We start from the raw sequence: 15354 nt of genomic DNA, 5'->3' as shown, positions 1-15354 counted from the left end.
CTCGCGAAAAACCTCCAGGCTTGCACGGCCGTTAGGACTTGTCCGATTGACGGCAACCCTTCACCGGCACAGTCTACCGAAGCTTTTTCGCAGCCCACCTGACAGGAGACAGTTGATGCCCTTCGCGACTATTGATGGACAAGCCCTTCACTACCTGGACCAGGGCAGCGGCCCCGCGGTGCTGCTGGCCGGCAGTTACCTGTGGGACCTGAACATGTGGGCGCCGCAGATCGAGGCGCTGTCCCGACAGTACCGGGTGATCGCCCTGGACCTGTGGGGCCACGGCCAATCTGGTGCGCTACCGCAAGGTACTGCTTCGCTGGACGATATCGCCCGGCAGGTGCTGGCGCTGCTGGACCATCTTGAGATCGAGCGCATCACCCTGGTCGGTCTGTCGGTGGGCGGCATGTGGGGCGCGCGCCTGGCCCTGGCGGCGCCGCAGCGCATCAATGGCCTGGTGTTGATGGACACTTATCTCGGGGCCGAGCCGGAGCCGACTCGCCAGTATTACTTCTCGCTGTTCAAGCAGATCGAAGAGAGCGGGGTGATCGCCCCGCAACTGCTGGACATCGTGGTACCGATTTTCTTCCGTCCGGGCATCGACCCGCAGTCGGCGTTGTACCAGGACTTCCGCGCCGTCCTCGCGGCACTGCCCAGCGAGCGCCTGCGCGAAAGCGTGGTGCCCATGGGCCGCATCACCTTCAGCCGCGCAGACCTGCTGTCGCGCCTGAACCAGCTGGACCCCAAGACCACCTTGCTGCTGTGCGGCGACCAGGACAAACCGCGCCCGCCGTCGGAAACCCGGGAAATGGCCGAGCTGATTGGTTGCCCTTATCAGCTGGTGCCTGAGGCGGGGCATATCTCTAATCTGGAGAACCCGGAATTTGTCACCGAGGCGTTGTTGGCGTTTCTGGCGCAGCGGTATTCCTGCTGACGTCTCGGCGGCGTTTGGGCTGACGTCATCGCGGGCAAGCCTCGCTCCTACAGAAGCCGTATTTTCCCTGGTGGATCGCGGCTTCTGTAGGAGCGGCCGGTCGATGCTCGATTGCCCGCGATGCGACTGCGTAATGCCGCCGAATCTTCCGGTTGACGGCGCTTCTGTAGGAGCGAGGCTTGCCCGCGATTCGATCTCAAGGCTACCCCCGACCCCTCTGCTATAGTCGCGCCCGGCGCAGGTCCAAGCACCTGCGTCGGGCGTTTTCATTCAGGGACAGGGGCCATGACGGAACAGATTTACTGGCGCGATATCGAGGACCTGGCCGTCAACTGGAACGGCCTCGGGGTGGACGTCAAGCGCCCGGCCAGCGGCAAGCCGAACCTGCGCCTGCTCAGTGGCAACAACCGACGCATGCAACTGGTGCTGGGTGACCAGACGCTGCTGTGGGGCAGCATGTCCCGCTGCCTTTACGGCGTGTGGCTGGTACGCAATCACCTGCTGGAGCAATTGCCGCAAACCCTGGTGGGCCCCATCGACTCGCCTCAGGTGGAGCAACAGATACGCCTCGACCCGGCCCTGCGCCTCAAGGCCTGGAGCCGCTTCTTCGTCCAGCAGTTGATGCAGCATCAGCCGGACTTTTTCTACCCCGGCTACTGGCTGGTACGGGCCCTGCGCCCGGAATCCCTCAAGCCGATGCGGCCGTTGCTGAGCGGCACCGAAGCCTGGTACTTCAAGGGCGGTGAAGACGCCCTGAGCCATATGCCGCAGTGGGCGATCTACGGCCGCAACATCCTCGACAACCGGCAACCCGGCGCGGCGCGCTGGGTCGAGTTGGGCGAGAGTGGCGGCGCAGTGGTCGGCCTGCATGCAGTGGACCCGCATTCCGGGCGCCTCAAATGGTGGCGCAAGAAAGCCCGTGAAGGCAGCTTGCCGCCCATCCTGCTGTGGTACGTCAGCGGCCTGAGCTGCCACCTGATTCTCGATGGCCATTACCGCTTGCAGGCGGCCATCGATGAAAACCTTCCACCGCAGTTCCTGGTGCTCAGCTCGCCGCGGCTCTTCAGCTATCGCCCGAACCCGCAAGAGCAGCAGAAGGTGCTGGGGGCCCTGCAGATGCAGATCCAGCGCAAGAACCTGGAGACGGTGCGCTTCAACCAACTACTGATCAGCACCTTCGATGACCGTCCGTATCACGGCTTCGGCAGCCAGTCGTGGGCCGGGATTGCCTCGGAAAAGGTCTGGGTCGATCAGGTCAGCGCCATCCTCAACGAACGGGGAGACACGGACGAACTGGAGAACATCCTTGCCCGCGAAGCACCAGACGAGTTCGCCTGAGCCTTACGCACAAACGCCGAATGCTGACGCCCCTGTAGCCGCTGCCGAGCTCCGCGAGGCTGCGATCGGGCGCGAAGCGGCCGCAAACCAGGCGATGGGGTTTTGCCTGACACACCGCATTGGCAGGTTTGGCACTTGCTGCGCCCGAACGCGGACCGAGCCGATCGCGCCGTCGGCAGTCGCTTATCCACAGGCGCCGAATTCTGACACTCCCCTGTAGCCGCTGCCGAAGGCTGCGATCGGGCGCGAAGCGGCCGCAAACCAGGCGACGGTATTTTTCCTGACACACCGCATGGGCAGGTTTGGCGCCTGCTACGCAGTCGATCGCAGCCTCGCAGGCTCGGCAGCGGCTACAGGGGGCCGATTCGCTTTCTTTTGTAGGGCATTTCCGGGAAGTGGTTTGCCGCTTGAATACGGGGGGCCTGACGCACTAGCCTGCACAGGTCATTGCGAAATCAATGGCCGGATGTGCAAGTCCGAAACATATCGGGAACGTACGAAGACCCAGAAGTATTTGCTGGGTGTTCATATCCACTGTGTTGAGGACCGCATCCATGAAAAAGCCAATCCCTGTATATCGTTACCCTGAGTTGAAAACCGCCAATCAAACCTTGCGTCAGGCGCTGGCCAGTTCGCCTCCTGAAGCATTTGATTCTCTCCACGCCACTACGGCAGGGCCGGTAGGTCCGGATTCTCTTTTTTGTGTACGCGAAGGCATCAGCGCCGAAGAAGCCCTGGTGCATGTGTCGTTGCTGCTCAAATGCGCTGAAGAAGTCAGCGATGAAATCACCGAACGCGGCAGTGGCCTGGAGCGTGGGTTGATCTGGTCGATGGTCCATTCCGTGGAAATGGCCAGGGCGGTGGTGGATGCGTTGCTGGATGGGCGCGGCGCCCGTTGAGTCGTTTTTGAAGCGTTCATCCTGAGCGGGCTCGCCCCCACAGGGGCCTGATCGTTGTTTCACAATCAGGTATCCGTGGGGGGCGAGCGCGTTCACCAAATATCTTCAGGTCAGCGTCAGGCGCTGACGGTGTTCAACGTTAGGCCTGCTCTTCCAGAGCATTCAGTCTTGCCAGAAATGAAGCAGGCCCCATTCTTTGCAGCGGGAATTTGCCGCGACTCACCGCATCGAAATAGCGCAGCGACCCCCAGAGGTCAAAATCCCCCACCAGATAGACCCGACGTTTGGCCCGGGTGAGGGCAACGTTCAACAGGTTGGGTTTGGAGGCGGCCCACTGCGCCGCTCCCGCATGCTCGGGGTCTGCCCCCAGCAGCATGAACACGGTGTCTTGTTCCTTGCCCTGGAAGGTATGCACGGTGCCGATGGAGGCTTTCAACCACTGTTTCAACTCGCCCGCGGGTAATTTCGGGCGATGGTTGGGCCTGGCCCAGGCCGCCGCGCGTATGGCTTTCTGCAGGGCCAGGCGCACGGCCTTGAACGGCGAGATCACGTACAGCTGCGGCAGTTCTCCATCGCGCAGGTACAGCTGCCCGAGAAGATCGACCATGAACTCGATCTGCTTGGGGACGACCTGTTTGTGTTCGACATTGCCAGGGATATCGACCCAGCAACTGGAGCTGTACACCGGGGCGTCCTGTTCGGCGTGGGCGTTGGGCAGGCCAAAGACCATCTTGTTACCGTAGGCGATCTGGTTCGACAGGCTGAACATGGGTTCGATGCAGCGTCTGTGGACCCTCAGCGGGCTGCCGATCCACAGCTCTTCATCGGTGTCGTTCTTGAACACGCTGCCATAGCGATTGTTCTGGTCCGCCAGGCTCTGGACCGACACGCGATTGGGGGCGAAGGCATCGTTTGCCGTGTGCGCCGATAGCTGGCCCAGTGTCTTGACCAGGCGTTGCGGCAGGGTGAAGACCGGCTCGATTTGCAGGGGGTCGCCCACCACCATGGCGCGCTGCGCCCGCCACAAGGCACCGACGGCGGCCTGGGGCACGGCTTGCCCTGCCTCGTCGATGTACAGCCAGCCCAGAGAGCCGGCACCCAGCCCACGGAACTGGTTGCCAAAGGAGGCAAAGGTGCTCGAGACCACCGGGATCACCATGAACAGGCTTTGCCAGAGCACCTGGGTCAGTCGCTCATCCTCGGGTGTCTTGTTGCTCAGCAACAGGCTGATGGCTGCAAGGTTGGCGCTGAAGCCCTTGCCGTTCGAGCCTGAGGGCGCGACCTCGGCAAGCCAGGCCTCATGCAGGGTCAACGCCGCGGCGAACACGGTCGAGCGCAATCGGTTGAGCGCGGCATCATGCCAAAGCCCATTGATCTGGAAGTCGCTGTTCTCCAGTTCACTCAGTTGGCCTGGCAGGTTCGGACGGCCCAGGCGGCTGGCGAAATCGTCCAGGCATTGGCACTTGCCTTGCCATTGCGCTTTACGGGCATCGAGTTCGCTTTTACAGAACAGCAATGCGGTTTGCGCGCTTTCAAGTTCCGGTCTCAGGCTATTGTTCAGAAGGCTTTTCGCGCGGTTGATCTCTTCATGCGCCAGACGCTGGAGCCGGGCATTTTCCTGTTGTTCATTACGGTGGGTTTTAGCTGCTTGAGTATTGAACAAGCGCTTCCACCAGACCGGACGACTGCGATCTATCAGGCGCTCCAGTTCCTGCAGGCTGCTCAGGTGTTGCGCCGTTGCTTGAAGTTGCTGTTGCTGGCGGTCGAGGGCTTGCTGGGCGGACGCCCTGGTCTGTTCGGCCTGATTGAATGACTGCTGTTGAGGGTGCAGGAAGGCCGGCTCATCGGTAGCCGCCATTTCTTCCAGCAGGCTGGCGTAGCGGGCTCGCTCCTCCAGCGCCTTGCTGACCTCCTCGTCGGCTTTTTTGAAGGCTGCGCAGGCCTCCTTGAAGGTGGGGCCCTTATAGTCATCCACCCATTGCCGAATCGTCAGGGGCGGATTGGGCTCGGTGGTGTCTACCGGGTTGAAAAACAAACGTTCCTGCAGGGCTTTTCGGTTGCCGCTGTTACCGAGTGCGGCGCAGATCAAACCCCAGGGTTTGTCCTCATCGGACAGGGGGCTGATGCTGCCATCGCTTTTCTGGGCAGCAATCTTATGGGCGACCGGTTGCAGGTACTGCACGTTGCTCCAGCATTTTCCCAGGGATTTGCGTTTGGGCAGGTCCCGGGAAATGTTTTCCACGGCGGCATTGTTGGAGGAGGCCACCACCATTTCATAGCCGGTCAGCTCAGGCTTGAGCGCGCGGATGGTGTAGGTATTCGGCATGCCCTTGAAGGTGACCTGCGGTTTTTTCCCGCCAACAAAAGCGTCTGCCGCCTCGCTGTATCCCGCCAATACCCGCGCTCGACGAACAATGTTCTCGGCGAACATGTCGCGCAATAAGGTCGTTTTGCCTGTCCCGGGTGGTCCGTTAACGGAGAACACCCCGCTGTTTTCCAAGGTGCCGAGCGCGGTATTGATCGCGAACTGTTGCATCAGGCTCATGGCATGGCCGGGCTCATCCGGCCAATGCCCGGGGTTTATGCATTGCGGTTGCAGGGCCTGGTAAATGGCCGTGCGGCCATGATCGGTATACAGGTCGATTCTTTTGCTCGGGTCGGCTTCGCCCAGGTACTGAAGCAAAGGCAGCGGCTGCTCTGCGCGCTGCAAGCTGGCGATCGCACGCTCGATGTCTTTTATGAAAAAGCTGTTGAGAATGTCGATCTCGGTATCGGGTTCTTCTTCATCCTCGACTTCCGGTGCCTGTGCCGCAGAGAGTTGGGTGAGTGGTTTCTCGACCTTGGGCTGGGTCAGGACTTGAAGCAATGCGACCGCGGTACCGCTGTTCTGCTCAGGCGTGAAACTGGCCCAGTTGCACAGCAGTTGATGTAAATGCAGGACTTCCTCAGCCATCAAGCTCGGGTCATCGTTTTGCTGGCGCTGTCCATGGAAGTTGTGCAGCAGTTTGATCAACTGCTCCTTGGCGTCTTCGAAGGCTTGATGGCCAAGAGCGCCAAGCCCTTTGCTCACCGTTTGCCCCAGGGCCCAGGGAGCCGTCGACAGTGACACGGCATCCAGTTGCGGGACGGCTTGAGCGTTGAGCTTGATCTTGGCAAAGCACGTCAGCCCTTCAAGCTCCACCCGTTCCTGCTCTTCATAGAAGGTGTTCTCGTCTACCGATAAAGCGGCCAGGTGCGGTTCGCAAAGAGTTGCAATGACGGAGGCATCAAAGACTCCGATGTAGAGGTTGAAGCCTTTGACTTGAAGGTCGTCCGGGATGGAAAAGTTGCGCCAGCGGCTGTCCTTGCTCTGCTGGAGATCTTCCTGGGAGAGCCATCGGGTCTCCCATTCCTTGAAGTCCTCGACATATTTCTCGAGGGCATAAGGTAGAAAGAACTCCACCTTGTGCCAGTAATCGAGAATGTCTAAAAGCCTAGCTTGTCCTTGAGCTATCAAAACGTCACTTCCCTGTCTGCGTGAATAAAGGCAGTAGTGTAACGCTGTCGGTAAGGCTAAAGGCCATTACGGGTCAGGTCTTGGCGCATCTCATTCATTTAGGCCCGAGAATTTTCACCAGCTTGCCTGGCGCCGGCGCGCCTTGTTGCTGTTGCAGTTCACCCTGGTCGTCCATGTAGAAGATCGCCGGGGTGGCGGACAGCTCCAGTTCGTCCATCAGCGCCATGTTGGCGTCGAGCTTGGCCTGGACTTCGGCGGGGATCTTGTCCAGGGGTTTGAGGCTGCTGCCCTTGCCGGCTTTTTCGTGGTCCTGCAGGGCTTTTTGCGGGTCTTTGGCGGCCAGCAGGGCGGCGGATTTGCCCGGGCTGTCTTCGCGGATGATGCCGACCATGATGTGCCGCAACTGGACCTTGCCGGCGTTCACCCAGGGCCGCGCCTGTTCCCAGAACATGTTGCAGTAAGGGCAGTTGGGGTCGCTGAACAGGTAGACCACGCGTGGCGCGTCGGCCTTGCCGTCGGCGATCCAGTTGCTCTTTTCCATCTTGGCCCAGACTTCCTTGGCCATTGGCGCATACACCAGTTTCTGCAGCGGCTCGGCGCTCAGGTCCTTGCCGTCGGCGTCGTACAGGTTGCCCAGCAGCACATGCTTGCCGTCCGGGGTCAGGTACAGGGCCATGCCACGGTTCTGGTACTGCGCGGCATAACCCTTGAGGCCGTCCGGGGCGTCGAAGCGGCCGACGATCTTGGCGCCTTTGGCTTCGATGTTTTTGATCGCCTGGGGCAGTTCTTCGGCGTGCAGCAGCGGTACCTGGAGCAGGGCCGCGCCCAGGGACAGGCTCAGCAGGTGGCGGATGAAGGGCATGGCAGTTTCCTTGAAGGGGCGGCCTGCGTGGCCGTGGTCGAATGCGGTCGGTCGAAATGTTCCAGGGCGCGGGCCAGGCTGGCCTCGGACAGCTCGCCCAGGTGGCTGCCGAGCATGCGCCCGTCAGCGCTATAGAACAGCGTAGTCGGTAGCGCCATGGAGCCCACGGCCTGGCCCAGGCGGCCGCTGCCGTCGAACAGCACGTTGTTCAGGTTGAGGTCCTGGGTGGCCAGGAAGGTGCTGACGCTCTGCATGCTTTCGGCCTGGTTGACGAACAGGAAGGTCAGGTCCGGGCGCTGCTGCTGGGCTCTTTCCAGCACCGGCATTTCCCGGCGGCAGGGCGGGCACCAGGTGGCCCAGAGATTGATCACCAGGGGCTTGCCCTGGTAACTGGTCAGTTGCACGGTGCCGCCGTCGGCGTTGCGCAGGGCGATCTCCGGCAGCCGTGTGCCTTGTTCGAAAATGCTCAGGGACAGGGTGGCGAGCAGCCAGAAGGCCAGGCCGCTACCGACCCCGGCGCCCAGCGGCTTGCGCAGGGCCGGGCGGCGCCAGCCCCAGGCGAGGGCGGCCAGCAGCAGGACGATCGCCCCCGGCCAAGGGAGAAAACCACCGTCGCGCAGGTCGATGATCTGCCACAGGTCGTGGCGGTAATGCTTCCAGTAGGCGACCACGAAGCCGATGCGCGCCGCCAGCATGCCCAGCAGGAACAGGCCGAACAGCACCGATTCCGGGTTCTCGCCACCGCGCTTGGCGACTCGCCAGCCAACCAAGGTGGCCAGCGCCAGGGCACTGATCAGCAGCAGGTGGTTGAGCGCGATGGCAAAGGTGCCGATGGTAAAGGTCAGCATCAACGGGCTTCTCGGGTAGCGGTCCAGCGTTGCAGGAAGCCAGCGGCGTCTACCTCGCCGGTAATCCGCTGGCTGCGTCGTTCTTCGCCGTCCGGGCCGATCCACAGCAGGCTCGGCGGCCCCGGCACTTTATACCGGTTGAGCAGTTCGCGGCTGGCGGCGTTGTCGGCCGTCACGTCCAGGCGCAGCAGGCGCACGTCTTTCAGAGCGTCGAGGACCTGGGGTTGGCCGAACACCTGTTTCTCCATGATCTTGCAGGACACGCACCAGTCAGCGTAGTAGTCCAGCAGCACCCACTGGCCCTGGGCCCTGGCGGCGTCGAGAGCGCCTTGCAGGTCGGCCGGCGCCTTGACGGTGGTGAAGGCGTCGTGGGCGCTGACCGCCGCCACGGCATTGCCGCCGCTGTAGACCTTCAGCGGTCGCCACAGGTCGTCGCTGCCACCGGCGGCGCCCACCAGCAGCAGGCTGCCCCACAGGCCGAACACCACCGAGCCGGCGCCGAACAGGTGCCCGGCGCGCCCGGCGGCACGCATCTGATACCAGGCGGTGTAGGCCAGGACCAGCGCCAGCGCGCCCCACAAGCCGATCCACAGCGACTCGTCGAGCACCGGGCGCAGCAGCACGATGGCGGTACCGAGGAACAGGAAGCCGAACACGCCCTTGAGCAGGTTCATCCACGGACCGGGCTTGGGCAGGAAGCGGTTGCCCAGGGTCACCAGCAGCAACAGCGGCAGGCCGATGCCCAGGCCCATGACGAACAGGATCAGCCCGCCATGCAGGGCGTTGCCGCTCTGGGCGATGTACAGCAGGGCGCCGGCCAGCGGCGCGGTCATGCACGGGCCCACCAGCAGGCCGGACAGGGCGCCGAGCACCCCGGCGCCGACCAGGCTGCCACCGCGGCGCGAACGGCTGGCGTTTTCCAGGCGGTCGCGCAGGGCCGCCGGCAGTTGCAGCTCGAAGAAGCCGAACATCGGCAACGCAAGGATCACGAACACCGCGGCAAAGCTGCCCAGCAGCCAGGGCTGTTGCAGCAGGGCTTGCAGATTGGCGCCGAGCAGCGCGGCCAGTACGCCCATGGCGGCGTAGACCAGGGCCATGCACACCACATAGCTGCCGGCCAGGGCGAAGCCGCGACGCGGGCTGGCGCCGCTGCCCACCACCAGGCCGGCGAGGATCGGCAGCATCGGCAGCGAGCAGGGGGCGAAGGCCAGCAGCAGGCCGAGGCCGAAGAACACCAGCAGGCTCCAGCCCAGGGCCCGCTGTTGCAGGCCGCTGGCCAGGGCCTGGTCGCTGGCCTCAGGGGTATTGGTTGCATTGGCGGCGGCCGGGCTGCCGCCCAGGTCCACTTCCAAAGATTGCGGCGGGTAGCACAGGCCGGCGTCGGCGCAGCCCTGCCAGCCGAGCTTGACCTTGCCGGTGGCGCCGGCGGGGATTTTCAGTTCCAGGCCCTGGCGATACACCTGCTGCGCGCCGAAGAATTCGTCACTGTGGGCCTCGCCCTCGGGCAGCGCCGGTTTTTGCGCGTCCGCCAGGCCGTCGAATCTCAGCCGCTGCTGATACAGGTAATAACCATCGGCGATTTGCCAGAACAGCTGGGTTTCCCCCGAGGCCAGGCGTTCGGAGGTGAAGACGAAGGCTTTGCCGACCGGGAGAAAGTCGGGTTTGACCTCGAACGGGTTGTTACCCGCCTGGGCCAGGCCCGACAGCAGCATGAACAACAGGATGAACAGACGACGCATGGAAAAGCCTTAAACCGGTGCAAGTGGGGGGCACAATGGCCGATGGCGATTAACCGATGATTAACCCTGCACGCCTTGTGACACTGGCGGTGCGGGCATAATGTCGGCTTAATCGGCGATAGTTTTAATGCACCCCTTTTCTACAGGTTTCACCATGCACGTACTGGTCTGTGAAGATGATGAACTGATTGCCAGCGGGATCGTGGCCGGCCTCACGGCCCAGGGCCTGACGGTCGAACATGTGGCCACCGCCTCGGCGGCGCGGGCCATGCTCGGCGTGGCGGAGTTCGACGTGATGGTGCTCGACCTCGGCCTGCCCGACGAAGACGGCCTGAAGCTGCTCAAGCAGCTGCGCCACAACGGCCTGGAAATCCCCGTGCTGATCCTCACCGCGCGGGACTCGGTCAGCGACCGGGTCGACGGCCTGCAGGCCGGCGCCGACGATTATCTGCTCAAGCCTTTCGACCTGCGGGAACTGGCGGCGCGCCTGCATACCCTGTTGCGCCGGGTGGCGGGGCGCAGCGTCAACCTGATCGAACACGGCCGCCTGACCTACGACCCGAGCACCCGCGAAACCCTGCTCGGCGGCCAGCCGGTGGACCTGTCGCGACGCGAGCAGTCGCTGCTCCAGGCACTGCTGCACAACCGCGGCCGGGTGCTGTCCAGCGAACAGCTCAAGGACAGCGTCTACGGCTTCAACGACGAACTGGAAAGCAATGCCCTCAACGTGCACATCCACCACCTGCGACGCAAACTCGGCAATGGCATCGTCGAGACCGTGCGCGGCCTGGGCTATCGCCTGGGGCCGGCGGATGGTGGGGAGGAGTCGTAAGTGATGAGCCTGCGTTTGCGCCTGAGCCTGACCATCGGCGCGGCCTTCGTGCTGATCTGGGCACTGGCCGCGGCCTGGATGTTCAGCGACTTGCGCAACCAGATGATGTTTTCCCTCGACCAGCGCCTGGTGGCTTCGGCGCGCATGGTCGCCGGCCTGCTGGAACAATTGCCGCCGTTGTCGAGCAAGGGCGAGGGCACTCATTTCAGTGCCGAACAGCTGAACATTCCCGGGGGCATGGCCTGCCAGGTCAGCTCCCTGCGCGGCGAGATTCTTGCCCGCAGCCATAACCACCCCGACGAGAAACTCGAAGCCGAACGCATGGGCTTTCACGACCAGATGATCGATGGCGTGCGCTGGCGCAGTTTCACCCTGGCCCGGGGCGACCTGCGCATCACCACTGCCGATCGGCAGGTCGAGCGCGAGGCGTTGAACATGTCGGTGCTGCTGGCTGCCTCGGTGCCAGTCGGCGTGGCGTTGCTGGGCTGCCTGTGGTTGCTGTGGCTGGGGATCGGCCAGGGCCTGGCGCCGCTGAACCGCATGCGCGATGCCTTGATGCGCCGTAGCGCCGACTCCCTGGAGCCGTTGCAGATCCAGCCGCTGCCCAGCGAGTTGCGGCCGTTGCTGGAAACCCAGAACCAGCTATTCCAGCGCATCGGCAAGACCATCGAGCGCGAGCGCCGCCTGACCGGCGACGCTGCCCATGAGTTGCGCAGCCCGCTGACGGCGATCAAGACCCACCTGCAAGTGGCGCGCATGACCGACGGCGCGGCCCGCGATCAATCCCTGGCACGTGCCGAAGAGGGCGCCGACCGTCTGCACCGGACCCTGGAGCAACTGCTGTTGCTGGCGCGGGTCGAAGGCAGCCTGTCGTTCGAGGACGGCGTGCAGTGCAGCGCCGAACAGGTGGCGAAAACCGCGATCCAGGACGCCGCCAGCGGTGCCCGGCAGCGGGTCCGGCTGCATATCGACGAGCGGGTGTCGGCGGCGCCGCTGGAAATGCCCTCGGTGCTGGCCATCGCCGCGCTGCGCAACCTGCTGGACAACGCCCTGCGCCATACCCCGAGCGATGCGCCGGTGGAGCTGAACCTGGAAGCCCTCGGCAACCGCGTGCGCTTCCAGGTGCGCGACCATGGCAGCGGCATTCCCGAGGATGACTTGCAGCACCTGACCCAACGCTTCTGGCGCAACGGCCAGAGCACCGGCTGCGGCCTGGGCCTGGCCATCGTCCAGGCGATTGTCCAGCGCTGCGGTTGCGTGCTGCATTTCGACAGCCGGCCGGATGGCTTGCGGGTCGAGCTGACCATGCCGCTGCAATCGACCTGACGCCCTCATCGCGGGCAAGTCGGATCGCCGCCCGCTCGCTCCTACAAAATCCTGTAGGAGCGAGGCTTGCCCGCGATGACGTCTTGATGTCCACCACCACCTTCGTGGTTGATACGCAATAAACCCTCTCCCGGGTGTAAATCCTCTCGTCGCTGATGCGTTTCCAGAACAGGAAAACCTGCGAGTGCGCGCTGAACCGGCTGCGTACCTGTGTGGTGTGCGGTTTCGCTCAACTCATCAGCGTGAGGATTCGAGAGATGTCAGTTGCTACCAGCCTTGTCGACGATCAGCCCGCGCGGACCAGTCCCGCGCCGGCCGAAACGCTTTACCAGTTCACCGAATCGCCGTTGCTGGCCCGGCAGAACCAGCAGGAATCCAATGCCCGCAGCTACCCGCGGCGCATTCCCCTGGCGCTCAAGCGCGCGCGCGGGATTCATGTCGAGGACGTCGAAGGCCGGCGCTTCATCGACTGCCTGGCCGGTGCCGGGACCCTGGCCCTGGGCCACAACCACCCGGTGGTGATCGAGGCGATCCAGCAGGTGCTGGCTGATGAGCTGCCGCTGCTGACCCTGGACCTGACCACGCCGGTCAAGGACCAGTTCGTCCAGGACCTGTTCGGCCTGCTGCCGCCGGCCCTGGCCGCCGAGGCGAAAATCCAGTTCTGCGGCCCCACCGGCACCGACGCCGTGGAAGCGGCGTTGAAGCTGACCCGTACCGCCACCGGCCGCAGCACCGTGCTGTCGTTCCAGGGCGCCTACCACGGCATGAGCCAGGGCGCCCTGAGCCTGATGGGCAGCCTGGGGCCGAAGCGGCCGTTGGGTGCGCTGCTGACCAATGGCGTGCAGATCCTGCCGTTTCCTTACGACTACCGCTGCCCGTTCGGCCTGGGCGGCGAAGCAGGGGTGAAGGCCAACCTGAGCTACCTGGAAAACCTGCTGAGCGACCCGGAAGCTGGCGTGCAACTGCCGGCGGCGATCATCGTCGAGGCGGTGCAGGGCGAGGGCGGGGTGATTCCCGCCGACCTCGACTGGCTGCGCGGTGTGCGTCGCATCACTGAAAAGGCTGGCGTGGCCTTGATCGTCGACGAGATCCAGAGCGGTTTCGGCCGTACCGGCAAGATGTTCGCCTTCGAACACGCCGGGATCATCCCGGATGTGGTGGTGATGTCCAAGGCCATCGGCGGCAGCCTGCCGATGGCGGTGGTGGTCTACCGTGACTGGCTCGACACCTGGCTGCCGGGCGCCCATGCCGGCACTTTCCGTGGCAATCAGATGGCCATGGCCACCGGTTCCGCGGTGATGCGCTACCTCAAGGAACACAAGGTGGCCGAGCATGCCGCCGCCATGGGCGAGCGCTTGCGCGAGCACCTGCGGATCCTGCAGCGCGACTTCCCGCAGATGGGCGACATTCGCGGGCGCGGCCTGATGCTGGGGATCGAGCTGGTGGACCCGGCCGGCGAGAAAGACGCCCTGGGCCATCCGCCGCAGTTCAGCCACCTGGCGCCGCTGGTGCAGCGTGAATGCCTCAAGCGCGGGTTGATCCTGGAAATGGGCGGGCGCCATGGCAGCGTGGTGCGTTTCCTGCCGCCACTGGTGATCACCGCAGCGGAAATCGACCAGGTGGCGGATATTTTCAGCCGGGCCTTGGCGGCGGCGGTCGCCAGCCTCTAATTTTCCACGAACCTCGAACGTTCCTTATTCACAACCGTTGCGCGCTCGGCGCAGCGAGCCTTACAGCGATGGAGACACGTAATGACTTCAGTATTTGACCGCGAGGACATCCTCTTTCAGGTAGTGGTCAACCATGAGGAGCAGTATTCGATCTGGCCGGACTACAAGGCTGTGCCACAAGGCTGGCGCACCGTGGGCAAGAGCGGCTTCAAGAAGGAGTGCCTGGCCTACATCGAAGAGGTATGGACCGACATGCGCCCGCTGAGCCTGCGACAGAAGATGGACGCCCAGGCGGCGGCCAACTGACTGCCCACGCCCTGTAGCCGCTGCCGAGCCTGCGAGGCTGCGATCGACTGCGCAGCAGGCGCAAAACCTGAGAATGCGTTGGGTCAGGATAATCGCGTTGGCCCCATTGCGGCCGCTTCGTCGGAATGCCGCCCAGCCCGATCGCAGCCTCGCTAGGGCTCGGCAGCGGCTACAGGGAGTGTGGGGATGTGGAAAGCCCGCTGGAGATACAGTCCTGCGGGCTTTTTTGTGGGCCTGAGGTTTAGCGTTTGACGGCCTGCAAGGTGTAGCTCAGTGGCAGGCGCAGGGGCGCTTCCTTGAGGTGCCATTCGCCTTGTTCGTCACAACGCATCTGCCCGGGCAGGGCGTCCCAGGGGATGCTCTGGTGTTCCACCAGGCCGCTGATCTGCAGGCCGTGCTTGAGCAGCGCGCTGACGATTTCCCCCAGGCCGTGGTTCCACGCATGGGTCACCGTGGCCTTGAGCGGCCGGTCGGTGCTGACGTAGGTGCTGTCGTCGTCCCACACCAGCGGTTCGCTGTGCTCGAAGTAGGGCAACTCCACCAGCAGTGTATCCTCGCGCCTTTCGTCCAGGGCCCAGAGCATCGGGTGGCCTTCGCGGATAAACAGCCGGCCACCGGGCTTGAGCAGTTCGCTGACATTACGCGCCCAGGTATCGACGCTGGGCAGCCAGCACAGGGCACCGATACCGGTGTAGACCAGATCGAAGGCTCCCTTGGGCAGTACTTCGGAGGCCTTGTAGACGTCGGATTCGACGAACTCGATAGTGGTACCCGTGCGCGCCATCAGGCTGCGGGCTTCGGCCAGGGACGCGGGGGAGAAATCCAGCCCGGTCATCCGCGCGCCGAGGCGCGCCAGCGACAGGGTGTCGGTGCCGATATGGCATTGCAGATGCACGCCGCGCAGGCCGCTGATGTCGCCCAGCAGCGGCAGGTCGAAACGCACCACCTCGGACAGGTGCCGCGGGTCGTCGACAAACATCTGTACCTGATAGTCCGGCGAGGCCGCGTGCAGCGGTGCGCGCTCGTCCCAGTTGGCCTGGTTGAGCTTGAGGTAGTCACTCATGGCGGGGCTTCCTGTCCGTTCAAGGGAGCAGCAGGCTAGCA

12 protein-coding genes are annotated in these 15354 nt (G+C 63.7%); 7 read left to right on the top strand and 5 right to left on the bottom strand.

The window, feature by feature from the left end:
- The first annotated feature begins 115 nt into the window (after positions 1–115).
- The 3 genes from DK261_RS10265 to DK261_RS10255 all read left to right on the top strand — a co-directional run bounded on the left by DK261_RS10265 (position 116) and on the right by DK261_RS10255 (position 3171).
- The gene (locus DK261_RS10265; protein ID WP_110175676.1) at positions 116–934 is read left to right on the top strand and encodes an alpha/beta fold hydrolase; all 819 of its coding nucleotides are present in this window, start codon (positions 116–118) and stop codon (positions 932–934) included.
- A 285-nt stretch (positions 935–1219) separates the two neighbouring features.
- Positions 1220–2272 carry a hypothetical protein gene (locus DK261_RS10260; RefSeq protein ID WP_110175675.1) on the top strand — a complete coding sequence of 351 codons (1053 nt, stop codon included), beginning with the start codon at positions 1220–1222 and terminating at the stop codon, positions 2270–2272.
- A gap of 554 nt (positions 2273–2826) precedes the next feature.
- A complete protein-coding gene (locus tag DK261_RS10255) occupies positions 2827–3171 on the top strand; it encodes a DUF6124 family protein (protein ID WP_009050070.1) in 345 nt (114 codons plus the stop codon).
- Positions 3172–3310: 139 nt separating this feature from the next.
- On the opposite strand, the gene DK261_RS10250 is transcribed toward DK261_RS10255, so the two are convergent.
- From DK261_RS10250 to dsbD, 4 genes are all read right to left on the bottom strand, one after another.
- Positions 3311–6613: an ATP-binding protein gene (locus DK261_RS10250; protein WP_256597566.1), complete on the bottom strand. Its 3303-nt coding sequence runs from the start codon at positions 6611–6613 to the stop codon at positions 3311–3313.
- A gap of 148 nt (positions 6614–6761) precedes the next feature.
- Positions 6762–7529, bottom strand: a complete 768-nt coding sequence (gene dsbG, locus DK261_RS10245) for a thiol:disulfide interchange protein DsbG (RefSeq protein WP_009050068.1) — start codon at positions 7527–7529, stop codon at positions 6762–6764.
- Complete coding sequence (locus DK261_RS10240; RefSeq protein WP_009050067.1) at positions 7505–8377, bottom strand: TlpA disulfide reductase family protein; 873 nt, start codon at positions 8375–8377, stop codon at positions 7505–7507. The genes dsbG and DK261_RS10240 overlap by 25 nt, the downstream gene beginning before the upstream one ends.
- Complete coding sequence (dsbD, locus tag DK261_RS10235; protein WP_016704290.1) at positions 8377–10116, bottom strand: protein-disulfide reductase DsbD; 1740 nt, start codon at positions 10114–10116, stop codon at positions 8377–8379. Before dsbD ends, DK261_RS10240 begins: the two co-directional genes overlap by 1 nt.
- Positions 10117–10270: 154 nt before the next feature.
- On the opposite strand from dsbD, the gene DK261_RS10230 reads away from it, so the two are divergent.
- The 4 genes from DK261_RS10230 (at position 10271) to DK261_RS10215 (ending at position 14250) form a co-directional block, all read left to right on the top strand.
- Positions 10271–10948, top strand: a complete 678-nt coding sequence (locus tag DK261_RS10230; protein ID WP_009050065.1) for a response regulator — start codon at positions 10271–10273, stop codon at positions 10946–10948.
- Positions 10949–10951: 3 nt separating this feature from the next.
- Positions 10952–12274 carry an ATP-binding protein gene (locus tag DK261_RS10225; protein ID WP_110175673.1) on the top strand — a complete coding sequence of 441 codons (1323 nt, stop codon included), beginning with the start codon at positions 10952–10954 and terminating at the stop codon, positions 12272–12274.
- Between the two features lie 257 nt (positions 12275–12531).
- Entirely contained in the window at positions 12532–13944 is a 1413-nt protein-coding gene (locus tag DK261_RS10220; protein WP_110175672.1) for an aspartate aminotransferase family protein, read from the top strand.
- 81 nt (positions 13945–14025) lie between these two features.
- Positions 14026–14250 carry an MbtH family protein gene (locus DK261_RS10215; protein WP_007923760.1) on the top strand — a complete coding sequence of 75 codons (225 nt, stop codon included), beginning with the start codon at positions 14026–14028 and terminating at the stop codon, positions 14248–14250.
- A 241-nt stretch (positions 14251–14491) separates the two neighbouring features.
- Here DK261_RS10215 and DK261_RS10210 read toward each other — a convergent pair whose 3' ends face one another.
- Positions 14492–15313 carry a bifunctional 2-polyprenyl-6-hydroxyphenol methylase/3-demethylubiquinol 3-O-methyltransferase UbiG gene (locus DK261_RS10210; protein ID WP_110175671.1) on the bottom strand — a complete coding sequence of 274 codons (822 nt, stop codon included), beginning with the start codon at positions 15311–15313 and terminating at the stop codon, positions 14492–14494.
- Positions 15314–15354 lie beyond the last annotated feature (41 nt).

The organism is Pseudomonas sp. RW409, assembly GCF_003184125.1.
Taxonomy (GTDB): domain Bacteria; phylum Pseudomonadota; class Gammaproteobacteria; order Pseudomonadales; family Pseudomonadaceae; genus Aquipseudomonas; species Aquipseudomonas chlororaphis_I.
This window is presented reverse-complemented; position numbering and strand designations above follow the sequence as displayed.